Here is a 19,396-nt window from a genome sequence, read left to right on the forward strand (position 1 = left end):
CGGCGTCCGGTGAACGCCGGGGGCGGGAAAAGCCGTTCGAAGGGGTCAGCCGACCATGCCCTTGACCATGCCGTCGACCATATCGTCGGGCAGGTCGGCGAGGTCGGACAGATTCGACTCGGTGCCCGGGATGCCCAGATCCTGGGCCCGCTTGTCGGCCATGGCGAGCAGGCGCCGGATCCGGCCGGCGACGGCGTCCTTGGTCAGCGGCGGGTCGGCGAGGGCGCCGAGCTCCTCGAGCGAGGCCTGCTTGTGCTCCATGCGCAGCCGCCCGGCCGCGGCGAGGTGCTCGGGCACCTCCTCGCCGAGGATCTCCAGGGCCCGCTGCACCCGGGCGCCGGCCGCGACGGCGGCACGGGCGGAGCGGCGCAGATTGGCGTCGTCGAAGTTGGCGAGGCGGTTGGCGGTGGCCCGGACCTCGCGGCGCATCCGCCGCTCCTCCCAGGCCAGCACGGACTCGTGGGCCCCGAGCCGGGTCAGCAGCGCGCCGATCGCGTCGCCGTCGCGGACGACGACCCGGTCCACGCCGCGCACCTCTCTGGCCTTGGCCGCGATCTGCAGCCGCCGGGCCGCGCCGACCAGGGCGAGCGCCGCCTCCGGGCCCGGGCAGGTGACCTCGAGGGAGGAGGAGCGGCCGGGCTCGGTGAGCGAGCCGTGGGCGAGGAACGCGCCCCGCCAGGCGGCCTCGGCATCGCACGTGGCACCCGAGACCACCTGGGGAGGCAGTCCGCGGATCGGCCGGCCGCGGCCGTCGACCAGACCGGTCTGCCGGGCCAGCTGGTCACCGCCCGCCACCACCCGCACCACGTACCGGCTGCCGCGGCGCAGCCCGCCGGGGGCCATCACCACCAGGTCGGAAGCGTGTCCGAAGATCTCCAGGATGTCCTTGCGCAGCCGCCGGGCCGCGATACCGGTGTCCAGCTCCGCCTCGATCACGATGCGCCCGCTGACGAGGTGCAGCCCGCCCGCGAACCGCAGGATCGCCGAGACCTCCGCCTTGCGGCAGCAGGTACGGGTGACGGGGAGCCGGGAGATTTCGTCCTTCACCGCTGCCGTCATCGCCATGGGCCGATCCTTCCATGCATCCGAAAAATACGGTCGTACGCGGCGGCCAACAGCTCCGGATCGTGCTTCGCGGAACTCCCCTGCGCGGCGACCGGCGCCAGCTCGACCGTGCCGCCGAGACGCTCGGCGGCCTCGCGCAGGCTTGCGCGGTCGGGCACGGCGGCCTCGTCGGCCAGCACCACGTCCAGGGCGAGTTTAGGGGCGTGTCGGGCCAAAACCTCCAAATGACGCTGCGGGGAGAAGCCATCGGTTTCGCCGGGTTGCGGCGCGAGGTTGAGCGAGAGGACCCGCCGGGCCTTCGTGACCTGCAGGGCGTCGAGCAGTTCGGGCACCAGCAGATGCGGGATGACCGAGGAGAACCAGGACCCCGGACCGAGCACCACCCAGTCCGCGTCCAGGACGGCCTCGACGGCTTCGGGCACCGCGGGCGGGTCCTCGGGGACGACGTGCACGGACTGCACCTCGCCCCGGGTGAGCGCCACGGTGGCCTGTCCGCGGACCGTGCTGATGGCGTCGGGCTCGGCCGGGTCGTGGCCCCGGACGAGCGCCTGGAGCTCCAGCGGAACGGCGGACATGGGCAGCACCCGGCCGTGGGCGCCGAGCAGCTTGCCCACCAGGTCGAGGGCCTGCACATGGTCGCCCAGCTGCTCCCAGAGCGCGACGATCAGCAGATTGCCCACGGCGTGGCCGTGCATCTCGCCCTCGCTGGTGAAGCGGTGCTGGATGACGCGGGCCCAGGTCTGGCCCCAGTCGTCGTCGCCGCACAGGGCCGCGAGCGCCTTGCGCAGATCGCCGGGCGGCAGCACACCGAGCTCGTCACGGAGCCGGCCGCTGGAACCGCCGTCGTCGGCGACGGTGACGACGGCGGTCAGGTCGCCGGTGATACGGCGCAGCGCGGCGAGCGAGGCCGACAGCCCATGGCCGCCGCCGAGGGCGACGACCTTGGGCTGTGCGCCGGAGCGTCCCCGGCCGGCGCCGCGGCCGGGGACCCGGACGCGGCGCAGCCGGAAGGAGCGGCGGGTCACTCGCGCCCCATGTCGCGGTGGACCACGACGGTCTCGACGCCCTCGGAGACGAGGCGGTGGGCGAGCTTCTCGGACATCGCGACCGAGCGGTGCTTGCCGCCGGTGCAGCCGACGGCGATGGTCACATAGCGCTTGCCCTCGCGCCGGTAGCCCGCGGCGATCAGCTGGAGCAGCTCGGTGTAGCGGTCGAGGAACTCCTTGGCACCGGGCTGGTTGAAGACATAGCCCGAGACCTCCTCGTTGAGCCCGGTGAAGGGCCGCAGCTCCGGGACCCAGTGCGGGTTCGGCAGGAAGCGGCAGTCGACCACGAGGTCGGCGTCGACCGGAAGACCGTACTTGTAGCCGAAGGACATGACGGTGGCCCGCAGCTCCGGCTCCTCCTCGCCCGCGAACTGGGCGTCCATCTTGGCGCGCAGCTCATGGACGTTGAGGCTGGAGGTGTCGATGACGAGGTCGGCGTCGCCGCGCAGCTCGCGCAGCAGGTCGCGCTCGGCCGCGATGCCGTCGACGATGCGCCCGGCGCCCTGCAGCGGGTGCGGGCGGCGCACCGACTCGAAGCGCCGGACCAGCGCCTCGTCGGACGCCTCCAGGAAGATCACGCGCCGCTTGACCTTTTTGGAGGCCAGGTCGGCGAGGGACTCGCGGAGGTTGTCGAAGAAGCGCCGGCCGCGGACGTCCACCACCACGGCGATACGGGCCACGTTGCCCTGGGAGCGGGCGCCGAGGTCCACCATGGTGGGGATGAGGGCGGGCGGCAGGTTGTCCACGACGAACCAGCCGAGGTCCTCCAGGCACTTGGCGGCGGTGCTGCGGCCCGCTCCCGACATACCGGAGATGATCACCAGCTCGGGGATGGCGACCGCCTCGCCCGTCGTATCCGTGGTGCCCGTACTCACCGCTGCTCCGTCCCGATGATTCGCGTTCATGGCGTCCTGCATGTGATCTCCCCCGTTCTGCCGACGGCACCGCGGGTGCGGGGCCGTCCTCCTGTCGTGTGCTGCTGCCGGGCGGAGGGCCGGCTGGTCATGGCCGTCACCCCTCCGTCTCTTCCATGATCTCGCCCGTCGCGGTGTTCACGGCCGGCGCGGGCGGGGCCGTACGGGCGAGTGTCGCAAGAACCGTCTCGGCGGTCTTGCGGCCGATGCCCGGGACCTCGCAGATCTGCTCGACGGTCGCGGCCCTCAGCCGCCTGACCGAGCCGAAGTGCTTGAGCAGCGCCTGCTTGCGGGTCTCGCCGAGGCCGGCGACCGCGTCCAGCGGGCCCGCCTTGAGCGCCTTGGCGCGCTTGCCGCGCTGGTAGGTGATGGCGAAACGGTGCGCCTCGTCGCGGACGCGCTGGAGGAGATAGAGGCCCTCGCTGGTGCGCGGGAGGATGACCGGGTCGTCCTCGCCGGGGAGCCAGACCTCCTCGAGCCGCTTGGCGAGCCCGCACACGGCGACGTCCTCGATGCCGAGCTCGTCCATCGCCTTGCGGGCGGCCTCGACCTGAGGGCGGCCGCCGTCGACCACGACGAGCTGCGGCGGGTAGGCGAACCGCTTGGGGCGGCCGTTCTCCTCGCGCGCCTCTTCGTCCACATCCCACTCGCCCGTTTTCTGCTTCTCCTGCACATAGCGGCGGAAGCGGCGGCCGACGACCTCGTGCATGGAGCGGACGTCGTCCTGCCCCTCGAAGCTCTTGATCTGGAAGCGGCGGTACTCGCTCTTGCGGGCGAGGCCGTCCTCGAAGACGACCATGGACGCGACCACGTCCTGGCCCTGGAGGTGGGAGATGTCGAAGCACTCGATGCGCAGCGGCGCCGAGTCCAGCTCGAGGGCCTCGGCGATCTCCTCGAGGGCGCGCGAGCGGGTGGTCAGGTCGGAGGCCCGCTTGGTCTTGTGCAGGGCCAGCGCCTGCTGGGCGTTGCGCTGGACCGTGGCCATCAGGTCCTTCTTGTCGCCGCGCTGCGGAATGCGCAGGTCGACCCGGGAGCCGCGTCGCTCGGCGAGCCAGGCCGTGACGGGGCCGGCCGGCTCGGGCAGGGCGGGCACGAGGACCTCCTTGGGGACCGCGTCGCCCGTCTCCTCGCCGTAGAGCTGCTGGAGGGCGTGCTCGACCAGGCCCGCGGTGTCGACGGCCTCGACCTTGTCCGTCACCCAGCCGCGCTGGCCACGCACCCGGCCGCCGCGGACGTGGAAGATCTGCACGGCTGCCTCGAGTTCGTCCTCGGCGACCGCGATCAGGTCGGCGTCGGTGGCATCGGCGAGGACGACCGCGTTCTTCTCCATGGCGCGCCTGAGCGCTTCTATGTCGTCCCGCAGCCGGGCCGCCTTCTCGTACTCCATCTCCTCGGCGGCATCGTGCATCTGCTGTTCCAAACGGCGGATGTACGTGCCGGTACGGCCGGCCATGAAGTCGCAGAATTCCTCGGCCAGTTCGCGGTGTTCCCCGGGGCTGACGCGGCCGACGCAGGGCGCGGAGCACTTGCCGATGTAGCCGAGCAGGCAGGGGCGGCCGATCTGGTGGGAGCGCTTGAACACCCCTGCGGAGCAGGTGCGTACGGGAAAGACGCGCAGCATCAGGTCGACGGTCTCGCGGATCGCCCAGGCGTGGCCGTACGGGCCGAAGTAGCGCACGCCCTTCTTCTTGGCGCCGCGCATCACCTGGACCCGGGGGAACTCCTCGCCCAGAGTGACGGCGAGGTACGGGTAGCTCTTGTCGTCGCGGTACTTCACGTTGAACCGCGGGTCGAACTCCTTGATCCAGGAGTACTCGAGCTGGAGCGCCTCGACCTCGGTGGAGACGACGGTCCACTCGACGGACGCGGCCGTGGTGACCATGGTGCGGGTGCGCGGGTGCAGGCCGGCGAGGTCCTGGAAGTACGAGGAGAGCCGCTGGCGCAGGCTCTTCGCCTTCCCGACGTAGATCACGCGGCCGTGCTCGTCGCGGAACTTGTAGACCCCCGGCGAGTCGGGGATCTGTCCCGGCTTGGGTCGGTAGCTGCTGGGGTCTGCCATGCCCCCAACCCTACTTGCGGGCACTGACAACTCCATCGTCCAGGAGCCGGTCACGTCTCCGGCCCCGGCGGCGAGGACGCTGCCGGGGCCGGAGCACGGAGGCGGTGCGGGGTGGGGGGTTGTCCGGTGCCGTCGGGTCAGCGGCGCCGGAGCCTGCGCACCGCCACGGCGGAGAGGCCGAGGACGGCCAGGGCGGATGCCCCGGCCACCGTGGTGACGGCCGTGGAGGACGTACCGGAGCCGTGCCCGGAGGCCGCCATGGTCACGTCCTCTTGTGCCGACTGGCCGTAGCCTCCGGCGAGGCCCTTCTTCGCGTAGGCGGAGCCGGGCAGCTTGTCGCCGTAGGCCTTGGCGACCCGGGCCCGGTAGGCCTCGACGGTGGTGCCCTTGGCGCCGACCGCCCGCTCTGCGTCCGCGCCGAGCGGCAGGACGCGGTCGCCGCGCTGCACGAACCAGGCGTTGATCTGGGGCTCCTGGAAGACGGTGCCGCCGCCGAGCTTCTTCGCGCCCTCGGCCGTGTAGCGCGTCTCGTCGTCGCCGGTCGCGATGTTGACGACCTTCCAGACGCCGCCGGTGCGGGCGGTCCACACCGATGCCTTCTGCCCGTCGGGCGAGACGGCCTTGGTGGCGAAGAAGTCGAGCGTGGCGATGGGGGCGTCCTTCTTGCCCGCCATGAAGTCGGCGGACAGGGAATACACGGGCACGGTGGCGCCGTCGACCTTCGGCCGTCCGGCCTCGGGGGCGAGGGCGTGGTCGCGCTGGAAGAAGCGGGACAGGGTGTCCACCGTCGAGGGTGCGGCAGCCGCGTCGTGCGCGGCGGCGACACCCGGGGCAGGTGGTGCGGGGACGGCCGGCGGGGCCGCGTGGGCGAGCGGTGCGATGCCGAACAGCCCTGCGGTGAGGGCGCCGACGGCCATGGCGTTCCTACGGGCGACTGCGTTCTTGCGGGAGATGGGCCGGTCGGTCATGACGTCACCCTCCGATCCCGTAGAGCGAGTGCGTCCACGCGAACCGGTTGTTGTCCACGTACCAGCCGTGGTCGGCCCAGTTGTAGCGGTTGCTGGACGGCCACGGGTCGCCCCAGTACACCCAGTTCTTGGAGGTGTCGTAGCCGTAGATGACGTGCATGTGGCCGCCGCCGTTCTTCCAGCCGATGCGGGTCTCGATCGGCCGGTTGGCGTTGATCTCCTTCTGGACGGTCGGGTAGCGCAGCCATCCGTCCACGTACGAGCCGGAGTTGATGCCGGCCCAGTCGAGGGCGTTCTGCACATTGCCGAGCGTGGCCTGGTTGTTGGGGCACTCGGTGCCCTGCCGGCGGTTGAAGGCCGCGTTGCAGAACTGGTTCTGGCTGTAACTGCGCCCGAAGTACGTGGCGATGGTGTTGCCGGAGCCCGCCCAGCACCAGTTGGTCTTCTGCTGGGCCTGCATGGTGATGTTGAGCCGGCGGGCGGAGTTCACATCCGCCCGGTCGCCGGTCGCCGCGGTGGCGGTGGCTGCGGGAACCGTGAGCAGCGCGGCGGCCGCGAGGGCCGTCACCGACAGGCGTCTGCTGCGTCTGCCGCGTATTCGAGACTTTTCCGGTCGTGCCAAGGCACGGGGCATGAGTTTCTCCCGTGGCGGTGGGGGGTTGAACAGAGCGGCGCATCCGGATGCGTTTGGAGGAGCATCGGGTGTTGTCGGAGGCTGGTCAACCGGCTTCAATGCGAGGTGGGACAGCGGTGTGAACGAAAACAGCCGGATGTGAACGGCCTGCGGGCGTCCAGGAGGAATGGAACACTCCAAATGGCCGGAATCGCATGCACCACGCGTGAAAATTCACAGGAGGCGTGAACGGAATGGCACTGACGCGCACCCAGGCAGCCGAGGCCGAGCTGGCGCAGGTACTGCGTACCGGGCCGTTCCACGTGGCACTGCGCACGGCACTGACCGCGCGCGGGCTCGCACTGCACCGGGTGCAGCACCGGCTCGCGCAGCGCGGCGTCAACGTCGGCGTGACGAGCCTGAGTTACTGGCAGCAGGGCGCACGCCGCCCCAAACGCCCCGAATCGCTCCGTGCCGTGCGGATGCTGGAGGACATCCTCGGCCTGCCCCCGCGCGCCCTGATCCGGCTGCTGGAACCGCAGCACCGCCAGGAGCCGGAGCGGCCCGCCGCGCGCTCGTTACGCTCGCTGGTCGAGGAGGCGCATGCCGCGCACGCCGTGGGGCGCCTGCTCGCCGAGCTGGAGTGCCCGGCCGACGGCGGACTGCACACGGTCTGCCATCTGGAGCGCGTCCTCATAGGCGCCAACCGCGAGCTGCGCGAACGCACTTCGCATCATGTGGTCCGGGCGCACCGCGACGGGGTGGACCGGTATGTGGCGATCCATCACGGGGACACCGGCTGCGATCCGGCGCGGATGACCGTACGGGCCACCGAGAACTGCCGCGTGGGGCGCGTGCGCCGGCACGGGCCGTCCGGGGTGCTCGTCGTCGAGCTGCTCTTCGACACGCGCCTGAGCGCGGGCGAGACGTATGTGTTCGGCTACGGCTTCGACGACGGGACGGGCGGGCCGAGCAGTGAGTACGTCCGCGGGTTCAGCTTCGCGGGCGGGCAGTACGTCCTCGAGGTCCGCTTCGACTCCGCCGCGCTGCCGGTGCGTTGCCGCCGCTTCGTCCAGGCGTCGGCGGGCGCGCCGCGCAGCGGGCAGCAGGAGCTGACGCTGGCGGGGCGGCATCGCGGGGTGCATCTGGTGGAGCAGTCGGTGCGTCCGGGGATCCTGGGGATCGGCTGGGACTGGTCGTAGCGCTACGCTCACGCTCACGCTCCCGCGACGAGCTTGCCGTCATTCACCTTGACCGGCACGGAGGGCAGCGGGGCGCCGGCCGGTCCCTGGAGCACCTTGCCGGTGCGGGCGTCGAAGCGGCTGCCGTGGCAGGGGCAGCTGATCTGCCCGTCCTCGACCTTGTCGACGACGCAGCCCGCGTGGGTGCACACGGCGCTGTACGCCTTGAACTCCCCCTTGGCGGGCTGCGCGACCACCAGTCGCTGCTCGCGGTAGAGCTTGGCCCCGCCGACGGGGACGTCGCCCGCCGGCCCGAGGTCCACCGGCGCCGTGGGCACGGCCGACGCCTTGTCCTTCCCGCCCGAGCAGGCGGTGCCGCACAGCCCCGCGGCCCCGGCCCCGGCCAGCGCGGCCCCGCGCAGCACGGTACGGCGGGAGGCGGGGGGCTGCTGGCTGGTCATGGGGGGCTCCAACGGGTACGGGTGCGGGTGTGGCTGCGGTGACCCGCCGACGATACCGGCCGGGTGCGGGCCGGGGTGTGGGTGCCCCGGTCCCGCCCTTTCACCGTTTCCCGGGGCTCCGCCCCCGGACCCCGTTTCGGGGGCAAGCCCCCGGACCCCCGAAACCGCGCTCCGCGCGGTTGTCCTCAAGCGCCGGACGGGCTGAAATATCCAGCCCGTCCGGCGTTTGAGGACGAGCGGCGAAGCCGCGACAAGCGGGGTCTGGGGCGCAGCCCCAGGGCACCGGGCCCGGGGCACCCTCCCCCAGGCCTCAGGCCCGACGCGCCCGCGCCGTCGTCGCCGCCTTCTTCTTCGCCGGAGCCTTCCGCTTCCGCGCCGCAGGCACCGGCACCGCCGCAGCACCGAGCATTTCCCGCAGGAACCGCCCCGTATGACTCTCCGGCACCGCCGCGACCTCCTCCGGCGTGCCCTCGGCCACCACCAGACCGCCGCCGTTGCCGCCCTCCGGGCCCATGTCGACGACCCAGTCGGCAGTCTTGATCACATCGAGGTTGTGCTCGATGACGATCACACTGTTGCCCTTGTCGACCAGACCGGACAGCACCGAGATCAGCTTGTTGATGTCCTCGAAGTGCAGCCCGGTGGTGGGCTCGTCGAGCACGTACACCGTGCGCCCGGTCGACCGCTTCTGCAGCTCGCTCGCGAGCTTCACGCGCTGTGCCTCGCCGCCGGACAGCGTGGGCGCGGACTGCCCGAGCCGCACGTACCCGAGCCCCACCTCGTGGAGCGTGCGCAGGTGGCGGGCGATCGTCGGCACGGCCTCGAAGAAGTCGAGCGCCTCCTCGATCGGCATGTCCAGCACCTCGGCGATGGACTTGCCCTTGTAGTGCACTTCCAGCGTCTCGCGGTTGTAGCGCGCACCGTGGCAGACCTCGCACGGCACGTACACATCCGGCAGGAAGTTCATCTCGATCTTGATCGTGCCGTCGCCGGAGCAGTTCTCGCACCGCCCGCCCTTGACGTTGAAGGAGAAGCGGCCGGGCAGGTAGCCGCGGACCTTCGCCTCCATCGTCTCCGCGAAGAGCTTGCGGACGTGGTCGAAGACACCGGTGTACGTGGCCGGGTTGGAGCGCGGCGTACGGCCGATCGGCGACTGGTCGACGTGGACGACCTTGTCGACGAGGTCGTCGCCGTCCACCCGCGTGTGCCGCCCGGGCACGGCGCGCGCACCGTTCAGCTCCCGGGCCAGGTGCGTGTAGAGGATGTCGTTGACCAGGGTCGACTTGCCCGAGCCGGAGACACCCGTCACCGCCGTGAGCACGCCCAGGGGGAAAGCGACGTCGATGTCGCGCAGGTTGTTCTCCCGCGCGCCGCGCACCGTCAGCTTCCGCTTGGGGTCCACGGGCCGGCGGACCTCCGGGGTGGCGATGGCCCGCTTGCCGGACAGGTACTGCCCGGTCATCGAGGCCTCGGTGGCCAGCAGTTCGGCGAGCGGACCGCTGTGCACGACCTTGCCGCCGTGCTCACCCGCACCCGGACCGATGTCGACGACCCAGTCGGCGACCTTGATCGTGTCCTCGTCGTGCTCGACGACGATCAGCGTGTTGCCCATGTCCCGCAGGCGCACCAGCGTCTCGATGAGGCGGTGGTTGTCGCGCTGGTGCAGGCCGATGGAGGGCTCGTCCAGCACGTACAGCACGCCCACCAGGCCGGAGCCGATCTGCGTGGCGAGCCGGATGCGCTGGGCCTCGCCGCCGGACAGCGTGCCGGCGGCGCGGTTGAGCGAGAGGTAGTCGAGGCCGACGTCGACGAGGAACTTCAGCCGCTCGTTGACCTCCTTGAGCACCCGCTCGGCGATCTTCTTCTCCCGGCCGGTCAGCGTCATGCCGCGCAGGAAGTCGGCGCACTCGCTGATCGACATCGCGGAGACCTCGGCGATGGAGCGTCCCTGCACGGTGACGGCGAGCACGATCGGCTTGAGCCGGGTGCCCTCACAGGTGGGACAGTGCACCTCGCGCATGTAGCCCTCGAAGCGCTCGCGGCTGGAGTCGCTCTCCGCCTCGGAGTGGCGCCGCTTGACGAAGGGCACCGCGCCCTCGAAGGCCGTGGTGTACGCGCGCTCCCGCCCGTAACGGTTGCGGTAGCGCACCTCGATCTGCGTCTTGTGGCCGTTGAGCAGGGCCTTCTTGGCGCGCTGCGGCAGCCCCGCCCAGGGGATGTCCGTACGGAAGCCGAGCTCGCCGGCGAGCGCACTGACCAGGCGGTTGAAGTAGTCCTTGGTGTGGCCGTGCGACCAGGGGCTGATGGCGCCCTCGTCCAGGGACTTGTCCGGGTCGGGGACGATCAGCTCGGGGTCGACCTCCATGCGGGTGCCGATGCCGGTGCAGTCCGGGCAGGCGCCGAAGGGCGAGTTGAAGGAGAAGGAGCGCGGCTCCAGCTCCTCGAAGGACAGGTCGTCGTACGGGCAGTAGAGGTGCTCGGAGTACATCCGCTCACGCTCGGGGTCGTCCTCGGGGAGGTCGACGAAGTCGAGGATGACCATGCCGCCGGACAGGCCCAGCGCGGTCTCGACCGAGTCGGTCAGCCGGCGCTTGGCGCTGTTCTTGACGGTGAGGCGGTCGACGACCACCTCGATGGTGTGCTTCTCCTGCTTCTTGAGCTTGGGCGGCTCGGTGAGCTGGATCGTCTGCCCGTCGACGCGGGCCCGGCTGTAGCCCTTGGTCTGCAGGTCGGAGAAGAGGTCGACGAACTCGCCCTTGCGCTCGCGCACCAGCGGGGAGAGCACCTGGAAGCGGCTGCCCTCCGGCAGCTCGAGCACCTTGTCGACGATCGCCTGCGGCGACTGGCGCGAGATCGGGCGGGCGCACTCGGGACAGTGCGGCTTGCCGATGCGGGCGAACAGCAGGCGGAGGTAGTCGTAGACCTCGGTGATCGTGCCGACCGTCGAGCGCGGGTTGCGCGAGGTCGACTTCTGGTCGATGGAGACGGCAGGCGAGAGGCCCTCGATGAAGTCCACATCGGGCTTGTCCATCTGGCCCAGGAACTGCCGTGCGTAGGAGGAGAGCGACTCGACGTAACGGCGCTGCCCCTCGGCGAAGATCGTGTCGAACGCGAGGGACGACTTGCCCGAGCCGGAGAGTCCCGTGAAGACGATCAGGGAGTCGCGGGGAAGGTCGAGCGAGACGTTCTTGAGGTTGTGCTCACGCGCGCCACGGACGATGAGACGGTCTGCCACGCCGGTCGGCACCTTTCTTGAGAGGTGTGGGGGTAGCTCCTGCTCCGTCTGGCGGAGCACTGCCCCCGAACCGGCCAAGGGTACGAGGGCGCCACGGCCATGTCTTAAGGATGCCGCACTCCGAGCCTATAGCACGTACATTCGATTTAGTGCCGGATCCGGATTCCTTCACCTGAACGAGTGGCGCGGCTAGGGTGCGGCCATGATTGATCACGAGCACGATCTGGCCCTGCTCGAGGAGGCGACCGGACGGCTGCTGGCCGCGGTGGCCGGTCTGTCGGACGCCGCCCTCGCCGAGCCGTCCCGGCTCCCCGGCTGGACCCGCGGCCATGTCCTCGCCCACCTCTCCCGCAACGCCGACGCCCTGGTCAACGTCCTCGCCGGGCGGCCCATGTACGCGAGCGGCGAGCAACGCGACACGGACATCGAGGAGGACGCCCCCCGCCCGCTCGCCGTGCAGCTCGACGACCTGCGCGAGAGCGCGCGCCTCTTCGCCGGGGCGGCCGGGGAGCCCGCCGACTGGTCGCGTACGGTCATGCTCCGCAACGGTGTCACCGACAGCGCGGCCCGCGTCCCGTTCCGGCGGCTCGTCGAGATCGAGCTGCACCACGTGGACCTGGGCATCGGCTACGAGCTCGAGGACCTTTCCGCGGAATTCACCGGCCGGGAGACCGAATTCCTCGCCCAGCGGTTCTCCGGGCACCCGGACGTGCCGGCGCTGCTGCTGACGGCACCGGACGGACGCCAGTGGCACTCCGGCCGCGACGAGACCCCCCGGACCCGTATCTCGGGGTCCCCGGCCGACCTGGTGGGCTGGCTCGCCGGCCGCCGCGACGGCTCGGCCCTCGACTCCGGCGGGGCTCCGCTGCCCGCCCTCCCGCCCCTGTAGAGACCGTCCACCAGGCGAACTAGGCTGAATTCATGGCATACACCGGAATGGTGGAGGTCGGCGGCCCCGCCGACGTCCACGAGCTGCCCGACCTGATGATCTCGAAGCTGGCGGTCGGCCCGATGAACAACAACGCCTATCTGCTGCGCTGCCGCGCGACGGACGAGCAACTGCTGATCGACGCCGCCGCCGACCCGAAGGCCCTGATCGGCTTCATCGGCGACAGCGGGATCGCCTCCGTCGTCACCACGCACCGCCACGGCGACCACTGGCAGGCGCTGCGCGAGGTGGTGGACGCCACCGGCGCCCGTACGTACGCGGGCCGCTACGACGCCGAGGGCATCCCCGTGCCGACCGACGTGCCCGTCGAGGACGGCGACACCATCCGCGTCGGCCGCGTCGAGCTCACGGCCCGCCACCTGGTCGGTCACACCCCGGGCAGCATCGCCCTGGTCTACGACGACCCGCACGGCCACCCGCACCTGTTCACCGGCGACTGCCTCTTCCCCGGGGGCGTCGGCAACACCCACAACGATCCGAAGGCGTTCGCCAGCCTGATCAACGACGTGGAGACCAAGCTCTTCGCGCGGCTCCCCGACGAGACCTGGGTCTACCCCGGCCACGGCAACGACACCACGCTGGGCGCCGAGCGCCCCCACCTCGCCGAGTGGCGCGAACGCGGCTGGTAGGACCTGTAGGACCTGATACGCGCACGGGCCGCCTCCTCGGCAAGGGGAGCGGCCCGGCTGTCGTTCAGGGTGAAGTCGCGTACCGCGTACCGACGTTGCCCGCGTGCCATTCGTGGTTGCCGGTCATCCAGTTGTGCAGTCCGGTGACGAAGCGGGCGGTGAGGGGGTTGGTGGCGGCGAGGGCGGCGGCGTGTTCCTCGAAGAGGTGGACGATGTCGTTGTGGACCTCGATCGCCTTCTGGAAGGCGTCTTCGATGGAGCACTCCTCCTCGGCAGCGATCACGGTGGGCAGGCTGTAGTGGAAGCGCTCACTGGCCTGCTCCTTGCGCAGTGAGTAAAGGTCGTTGCAGATGGTCGACGCGTTCGACGACAAGGCGACGGCACGCTGCACGGCCGGCTCCGCGAAGAGAGCGGCAGGCAGTTCGTAGCCGCCGATGGAGTCGGTCAGGGTCAGGCAGGGGCGGAAACTGTTGAACTGCCGCTGCGCCAGGTACTCCCACACCGCGGGCGTACGGCGCTGGCTGATGCAGTCGCCCTCGGCACCGTAGCCGAGGTAGAGGTTGGCGATGTCGTGCCGGAACCGGTGCGCCTGCGCCGGCGTGGCCAGGGCACAGAAGTAGTCCATGGCCGAGCGCATCGAGCGCAGGGCCGGGTGCGCATCGATCCCGGCCCGCCACTCGGCTTCGTAGCGGGGGATGTTGTGGGCGGGGTCGATCGCGGACTGGGCGACGAGCAGTGCCGCGCCGCGTCGGTCCGCGCTGCCGCCGTACTCGGCTTCGCAGAAGTAGTCGTCGACGGCGTTCTCGGCGATCAGGGGGCGGGCGGCGGCCATGAGGTGGTCGATGCCCGGCGCGTCGGGGTGGCACAGGACCACCGACCGCCCCGCGTCGAAGGCGACGAGCGCGTCCCTCAGCTCGGCCTCCGGGTAGAGCTCGACCTCGTTCTCCGCCCACTCCACGAGCCGGGCGTTGACCTCATCGGCCAGCGCACGGTCGTCCCGCACGGCGGGAGGACAGTACAGGCCCTCGATCCGCGGCGACGACGACGGTTGAGCAACCGGCACCTCGGCCGCGGTGGCGAAGCGCAGGGAGTCCGTTCCAATGCCAGTCGGCCCGGACAGCAGTCGCGTCAGGAAAGGGGGGAAGTCGGCGGTGGTGGGTGCGTCGCTCGTGCCAGGGATTGCTGCCATCATCCGCAACTCCGTCCACGGGGGTTCGACTTGGCGCTGTCCTCGCCGAAGGGGTAGCACGGCCCATGGAACGGCACAAGGCCGCCCCCGGCCGTCCGGAGCCCTGACGTGCATCCCTGCCACAACCCGGACAAACACGTCCACTCTACGGAGTGATGTAGGTACCTATGTTGGCGCGGATGCGATCCCTGTCGTCGATTTACTGACTCACCGAGTCGGATAACCTGGTATATTTCGCAGCTTTTTGGCCGTTCCGAGAAACCATGGGTTCCGTTCACGGAGGGCGTCGGCGGCCCCTGAACACGGCATCTGCGCGCTGCGGACGGTGGCGAAAACGCGATATGCACGTTTCATCACCCTCGACCAACTTCGTTATGCACTGATTCACTTGTTGAACAAGGCTCCTGCGGCGGGCCCGGGCCACCCCAGGAGATGCGCCGATGCGCGCCCCCAACGCCCCCAAACGCCGTTGAAGGGAACCCTGATGACAACAGCAGTGACACCGGAGCAACCTGAGCAGAGCGAAGAGAGCGCCGGGCGGGCGCAGTTGAGCCTCGGGGTCGAGGCCGCCCGGAATCTGGCGACCACGACCAAGTCCGTACCGCAGATGCAGGGCATCAGTTCGCGCTGGCTGCAGCGGACGCTGCCCTGGGTGGAGGTCAGCGGTGGTACGTACCGGGTCAACCGGCGCCTGGTGTACGAGGTCGGCGACGGCCGGGTGACCTTCGTCCAGGAAGGGGCCGAGGTCAGGGTCGTGCCGGCGGAGCTGGGTGAACTGCCGCTGCTGCGCGGGTTCGATGATCCCGAAGTGCTGCAGGCGCTCGCCGAAAGGTTCCGGCAGCAGGAGTACGACCCGGGCGAGCTCGTGGTGCGGGCCGGGCAGCCGGCGGACCAGGTCGTCCTGATCGCGCACGGCAAGGTGGAGAAGATCGGCACCGGGAAGTACGGGGACGAGTCGCGGGTCGGGATGGTCGCCGACGGCGGTTTCTTCGGCGGCCAGGCGGTGTCGGAGGAGCCCGGTGCATGGGAGTTCACCGCGCGGACGATGACCGCGTGCACGGTGCTGGTGCTGCCCCGGCACGCGTACGAGGAGGTGGCCGGGCAGAGCGAGCGTCTGCGCGAGCACGTACAGCGCCGCCAGGCCGAAGGGGACCGCCCGCAGAACAGGAGCGGCGAGGCCGATATCGTGCTGGCCGCGGGCCACGCCGGGGAGCCCAGCCTTCCGGGCACGTTCGCCGACTACGAACTCTCGCCGCGCGAATACCAGTTGAGCGTGGCACAGACGGTCCTGAGGGTGCACAGCCGGGTCGCGGACCTCTACAACGACCCGATGAACCAGATCGAGCAGCAGTTGCGGCTGACGATCGAGGCGCTCCGTGAGCGCCAGGAGTCCGAGCTGGTCAACAACCGCGAGTTCGGGCTGCTGCACAACGCCGACCACGGCCAGCGCATCTCCACCCTCGCCGGCCCGCCCACCCCGGACGACTTCGACGAGCTGCTGAGCATGCGGCGCCAGACCAAGGCGTTCTTCGCGCACCCGAAGGCGATCGCCGCTTTCGGCCGTGAGTGCAACAAGCTCGGCATCTACTTCGGCGACGCGGACATCAACGGTCACCGCATTCCCGCCTGGCGCGGTGTGCCGATCTTCCCGCTGGGCAAGCTCCCGGTCTCCGAGCAGGGCACCACCTCGATCCTGGCGATGCGCCTGGGCGAGGACAACCAGGGCGTGGTCGGACTGCGGCAGACCGGCATCCCGGACGAGTACGAGCCGGGCCTCAACGTCCGCTTCATGGGCATCAACGACCGGGCCGTCATCTCCTACCTGGTCAGCGCCTACCACTCGGCAGCCGTACTGGTTCCCGACGCGCTCGGCGTCCTGGAGAACGTCGAGGTCGCCCGCACCGACGCCTGAGCCGGTCCGCATCCCACGCTGGAAGGAGCACCCACCATGACCACCACCTCGGACGCCCCCGCCTCGGCCCACCACGTCCTGCGCACGGCCTACCAGAAGTCCGTGGCCGACTACTGGAACAACGAGAAGGACCCGGTCAACCTGCGCCTGGGCGACGTCGACGGCCTCTACCACCACCACTACGGCCTCGGCGACTACGACCCCACCGTCCTCACCGAGGACACCCGCATCATCGCCGAACTCCACCGCCTCGAGACCGCCCAGGCCGACGTCCTCCTCGACCACCTGGGCCCCATCACCCCCGACCACCGCCTCCTCGACGCAGGCTGCGGGCGCGGCGGCACCAGCATCATGGCCAACGCGCGTTTCAGCTGCCAGGTCGACGGCATCTCCATCTCCGAGCAGCAGGTCGACTTCGCCAACGGCCAGGCCCGTAAGCGGGGTGTGGACGACAAGGTGCGCTACCACTTCCGCAACATGCTCGACACGGGCCTGCCCACCGGCGCCTTCCAGGGCGCCTGGAACAACGAGTCCACCATGTACGTCGACCTGTTCGACCTCTTCGCCGAACACGCCCGGCAACTCGCCTTCGGCGGCCGCTACGTCGTCATCACCGGCTGCTCCAACGACGTCACCGGCGGCCGCTCCAAAGCCGTCAGCCGCATCGACGAGCACTACACGTGCAACATCCACCCCCGCAGCACCTACTTCAAGGCCATGGCCGCCAACGGCCTCGTCCCCATCAACGTCGTCGACCTCACGGCCGCCACCATCCCCTACTGGGAACTCCGAGCCCAGTCCTCCCTCGCCACCGGCGTCGAAGACCCCTTCCTCACCGCCTACCGCGAAGGCAGCTTCCACTACCTCCTCATCGCCGCCGACCGCATCTGATCATCCGCCGGGGCGCGCGTACCGCACTGCCGCGGGAGGTCCCGAGTGCAGCTGTGGCTCCTCAACACCTTCTCCACACCCGTCCTCGTCCTGCTCGTCGTCGGTGGCCTGACGTTCCTCACCGTGGCCGGCGCCCGCTTCCTGCAGCGCCGCTTCCCGGCCGTGGCGACGGGCACGTACAACGACGTCGTCGGAATGCTCCTCGGTATGTTCGGCGCCATCTACGGCATCATCCTGGCCTTCGTGATCGTCACCCTCTGGACGCAGTTGGAGACCGCCCGGACGGTCGTTGCCACCGAGGCCACGGACCTGGCACAGATAGTCCGTGACGTCCGGACCTTCCCGGCCGAGCAGCGGGACGGCATCGACAAGGACGTCGGCGCCTATCTGCACGGCGTGGTGGAGGACCAGTGGCCGCTCATGAAGGAGGGCCGGGCCAGCTACACGGTGACGGCGGCCAAGCTGGACCGGGTCTACACCGATGTCCAGGCGTACGAACCGCGCACCAACGCCCAGCAGGCGTTCTACGATCAGACTCTCACCAGCCTCAACGACGTGGCCGCCCAGCGCCGCGCCCGGCTCGCGCAGAGCTCCGAACAACTCCCCGTGCTCCTCGAAGCTCTCGTCTTCGGCGGGGCACTGGTCGTCCTCGGCATCGTCTGCCTCTTCGGCAACCGCAGGAAGAGCGTCCAGATCTTCTTCACATCCTCCGTCGCGGTCCTCATCGGCTTCGGCCTGCTCCTGGTGATCGTGCTCGACCGCCCGTTCAGCGGGGATCTCAGTGTGGACCCGAAGCCGTACGAACAGGGCGCGCTCGCCATGTACTGGCGGGCCGGCTGAACCACCCACCGCGCGCTCCGCCCATGGGGCGCGCGGACCGGTCACCGCACAGAACCGCCGGGGTTCCCCCGCGCCCCTCACCGCACCTCCACACGCCCCGTGTCCCCGGCACACAAAGGAAGTTGGACGGTACATGCGCCCTGACCGTTCCCCGGACATGTTCCGTCTGGCGGCTGCGTCCCTGGCCGGAACCGCCATCGAGTTCTACGACTTCTTCGCCTATGGCACCGCCGCGGCACTCGTCCTCGGCCGTCTCTTCTTCCCCAGCACCTCTTCCCTGACCTCCACACTGGCGGCCTTCGGCACCTTCGGCGTCGGCTTCCTCGCGCGCCCTGTGGGCTCGGTCCTCTTCGGGCACATCGGCGACCGGCACGGCAGGCGTCCCGTCCTCATCGCGTCCCTGCTGCTCACCGGGCTCGCCACCGTCGCGGTGGGTCTCGTGCCCACCTACGCTCAAATCGGCGTCGCCGCGCCGCTGTTGCTGCTCGTCCTGCGGTTCCTGCAGGGCCTCGGCGTGGGTGGCGAGTGGGGCGGGGCCGTACTGCTCACCGCCGAGCACGCCCCCGCGGACCGCCGTGCGCTGTGGGCGTCCTTCCCCCAGATCGGGCCGCCGGTCGGGTTCCTGCTCGCCAACGGCATCGCTCTGGTGCTCTCCGCCGGCCTCACCGACGCGCAGTTTCTCGCGTGGGGCTGGCGGGTTCCGTTCTGGGCGGCGGGCGTGCTCGCCGCGGGCGGGCTGCTGCTGCGCACCCAGCTCGCCGAGACCCCGGAGTTCCGCGAACTGGCCGAGCACGAGACCCGCGCCCGGCTGCCCTTCGCCGAAGTCGCCCGCGGGCACTGGCGGACCGTCCTGCTCACGGCCGGCGGGCTCTCCGTCGGCTACGCCGTGTACTACACGGTGACCACCTGGTCCCTCGCCTACGGCACCGAACGGCTCGGCGTCGACCGTACGGTCATGCTCGCCTGCATCATGGGGGCGGTTGTCGTATCGGGGGGCGTAACTCCCGTGTTCGCCCTGCTCGGTGACCGCCTGGGCCGCCGGCCCCTGTGCCTGGTCGGCTGCGCCCTCGTGGCGCTGTGGATGTTTCCGCTGGTCGCCCTGTTGCATACGGGACAGCCGGCGCCGATGCTGCTGGGCTTCGTGGTCGCGGCGCTGGCCTTCACCGTCGCCTTCGCCGTCGCCGGTGCCTATCTCCCCGAGCTCTACGAGCCGCGGGTGCGCTGCACCGGCGCGGCCGTCGGCTACAACCTGGCGGGCGTCCTGGGCGGTGCCGTCACACCGCTCGCCGCCACCGCGCTGGCGCAGGGGGACGGCCCGCCCTGGGGTGTGGCCGTGTATCTGACGGCGATCGCGCTGCTCGCCCTGGCCTGCTTCGCGCTGCTCCCCGAGACCCGGCCGACCGCCGCTCCCGCCACGGCCGTTGCGGCCGCCGGCGCCGCGGCG

Annotated in this window: 15 protein-coding genes and 1 pseudogene; 7 read left to right on the forward strand and 9 right to left on the reverse strand. The window is 70.6% G+C overall.

What is annotated here, in order from left to right; all coding sequences use genetic code 11:
* Positions 1–45: 45 nt before the first annotated feature.
* From whiA to ACV530_RS28280, 6 genes are all read right to left on the reverse strand, one after another.
* Positions 46–1,065, reverse strand: a complete 1,020-nt coding sequence (gene whiA / locus ACV530_RS28255) for a DNA-binding protein WhiA (RefSeq protein WP_494335461.1) — start codon at positions 1,063–1,065, stop codon at positions 46–48.
* Entirely contained in the window at positions 1,056–2,090 is a 1,035-nt protein-coding gene (locus tag ACV530_RS28260; RefSeq protein WP_494335462.1) for a gluconeogenesis factor YvcK family protein, read from the reverse strand. The genes whiA and ACV530_RS28260 overlap by 10 nt, the downstream gene beginning before the upstream one ends.
* Positions 2,087–3,028 (reverse strand): RNase adapter RapZ, encoded by a 942-nt coding sequence (gene rapZ / locus ACV530_RS28265; protein ID WP_494335463.1) that lies wholly within the window; start codon positions 3,026–3,028, stop codon positions 2,087–2,089. The genes ACV530_RS28260 and rapZ overlap by 4 nt, the downstream gene beginning before the upstream one ends.
* A gap of 94 nt (positions 3,029–3,122) precedes the next feature.
* Positions 3,123–5,084 (reverse strand): excinuclease ABC subunit UvrC, encoded by a 1,962-nt coding sequence (gene uvrC / locus ACV530_RS28270; RefSeq protein WP_494335464.1) that lies wholly within the window; start codon positions 5,082–5,084, stop codon positions 3,123–3,125.
* A gap of 137 nt (positions 5,085–5,221) precedes the next feature.
* Positions 5,222–6,052, reverse strand: a complete 831-nt coding sequence (locus ACV530_RS28275; RefSeq protein ID WP_494335465.1) for a hypothetical protein — start codon at positions 6,050–6,052, stop codon at positions 5,222–5,224.
* Between the two features lie 4 nt (positions 6,053–6,056).
* Complete coding sequence (locus ACV530_RS28280; RefSeq protein ID WP_494335466.1) at positions 6,057–6,686, reverse strand: papain-like cysteine protease family protein; 630 nt, start codon at positions 6,684–6,686, stop codon at positions 6,057–6,059.
* 233 nt (positions 6,687–6,919) lie between these two features.
* On the opposite strand from ACV530_RS28280, the gene ACV530_RS28285 reads away from it, so the two are divergent.
* Positions 6,920–7,867, forward strand: a complete 948-nt coding sequence (locus ACV530_RS28285; protein ID WP_494335467.1) for a hypothetical protein — start codon at positions 6,920–6,922, stop codon at positions 7,865–7,867.
* A gap of 14 nt (positions 7,868–7,881) precedes the next feature.
* Here ACV530_RS28285 and ACV530_RS28290 read toward each other — a convergent pair whose 3' ends face one another.
* Together ACV530_RS28290 and uvrA are read right to left on the reverse strand one after the other, a co-directional pair.
* Positions 7,882–8,307, reverse strand: a complete 426-nt coding sequence (locus ACV530_RS28290) for a Rieske (2Fe-2S) protein (RefSeq protein WP_494335468.1) — start codon at positions 8,305–8,307, stop codon at positions 7,882–7,884.
* 310 nt (positions 8,308–8,617) lie between these two features.
* On the reverse strand, positions 8,618–11,542 hold the full coding sequence (uvrA, locus tag ACV530_RS28295; protein WP_494335469.1) for an excinuclease ABC subunit UvrA: 2,925 nt from the start codon (positions 11,540–11,542) through the stop codon (positions 8,618–8,620).
* 202 nt (positions 11,543–11,744) lie between these two features.
* Between uvrA and ACV530_RS28300 the strand changes: the two genes are divergently transcribed.
* Positions 11,745–12,431 carry a maleylpyruvate isomerase family mycothiol-dependent enzyme gene (locus tag ACV530_RS28300; protein WP_494335470.1) on the forward strand — a complete coding sequence of 229 codons (687 nt, stop codon included), beginning with the start codon at positions 11,745–11,747 and terminating at the stop codon, positions 12,429–12,431.
* A 32-nt stretch (positions 12,432–12,463) separates the two neighbouring features.
* Positions 12,464–13,120, forward strand: coding sequence for an MBL fold metallo-hydrolase (locus ACV530_RS28305; protein ID WP_494335471.1), 657 nt, complete (start codon positions 12,464–12,466; stop codon positions 13,118–13,120).
* A 64-nt stretch (positions 13,121–13,184) separates the two neighbouring features.
* On the opposite strand, the gene ACV530_RS28310 is transcribed toward ACV530_RS28305, so the two are convergent.
* On the reverse strand, positions 13,185–14,309 hold the full coding sequence (locus ACV530_RS28310) for a family 2 encapsulin nanocompartment cargo protein terpene cyclase (protein WP_494335472.1): 1,125 nt from the start codon (positions 14,307–14,309) through the stop codon (positions 13,185–13,187).
* Between the two features lie 484 nt (positions 14,310–14,793).
* On the opposite strand from ACV530_RS28310, the gene ACV530_RS28315 reads away from it, so the two are divergent.
* The 4 genes and pseudogenes from ACV530_RS28315 to ACV530_RS28330 all read left to right on the forward strand — a co-directional run.
* Entirely contained in the window at positions 14,794–16,221 is a 1,428-nt protein-coding gene (locus ACV530_RS28315) for a family 2B encapsulin nanocompartment shell protein (protein WP_494335473.1), read from the forward strand.
* Between the two features lie 36 nt (positions 16,222–16,257).
* Entirely contained in the window at positions 16,258–17,112 is an 855-nt protein-coding gene (locus ACV530_RS28320; RefSeq protein WP_494335474.1) for a geranyl diphosphate 2-C-methyltransferase, read from the forward strand.
* 45 nt (positions 17,113–17,157) lie between these two features.
* On the forward strand, positions 17,158–17,952 hold the full coding sequence (locus ACV530_RS28325) for a bestrophin-like domain (protein WP_494335475.1): 795 nt from the start codon (positions 17,158–17,160) through the stop codon (positions 17,950–17,952).
* 157 nt (positions 17,953–18,109) lie between these two features.
* Positions 18,110–19,390, forward strand: a pseudogene (locus tag ACV530_RS28330) (MFS transporter); the annotation flags it as partial.
* Positions 19,391–19,396: the final 6 nt, after the last annotated feature.

The organism is Streptomyces sp. SX-6 (genome assembly GCF_059089585.1).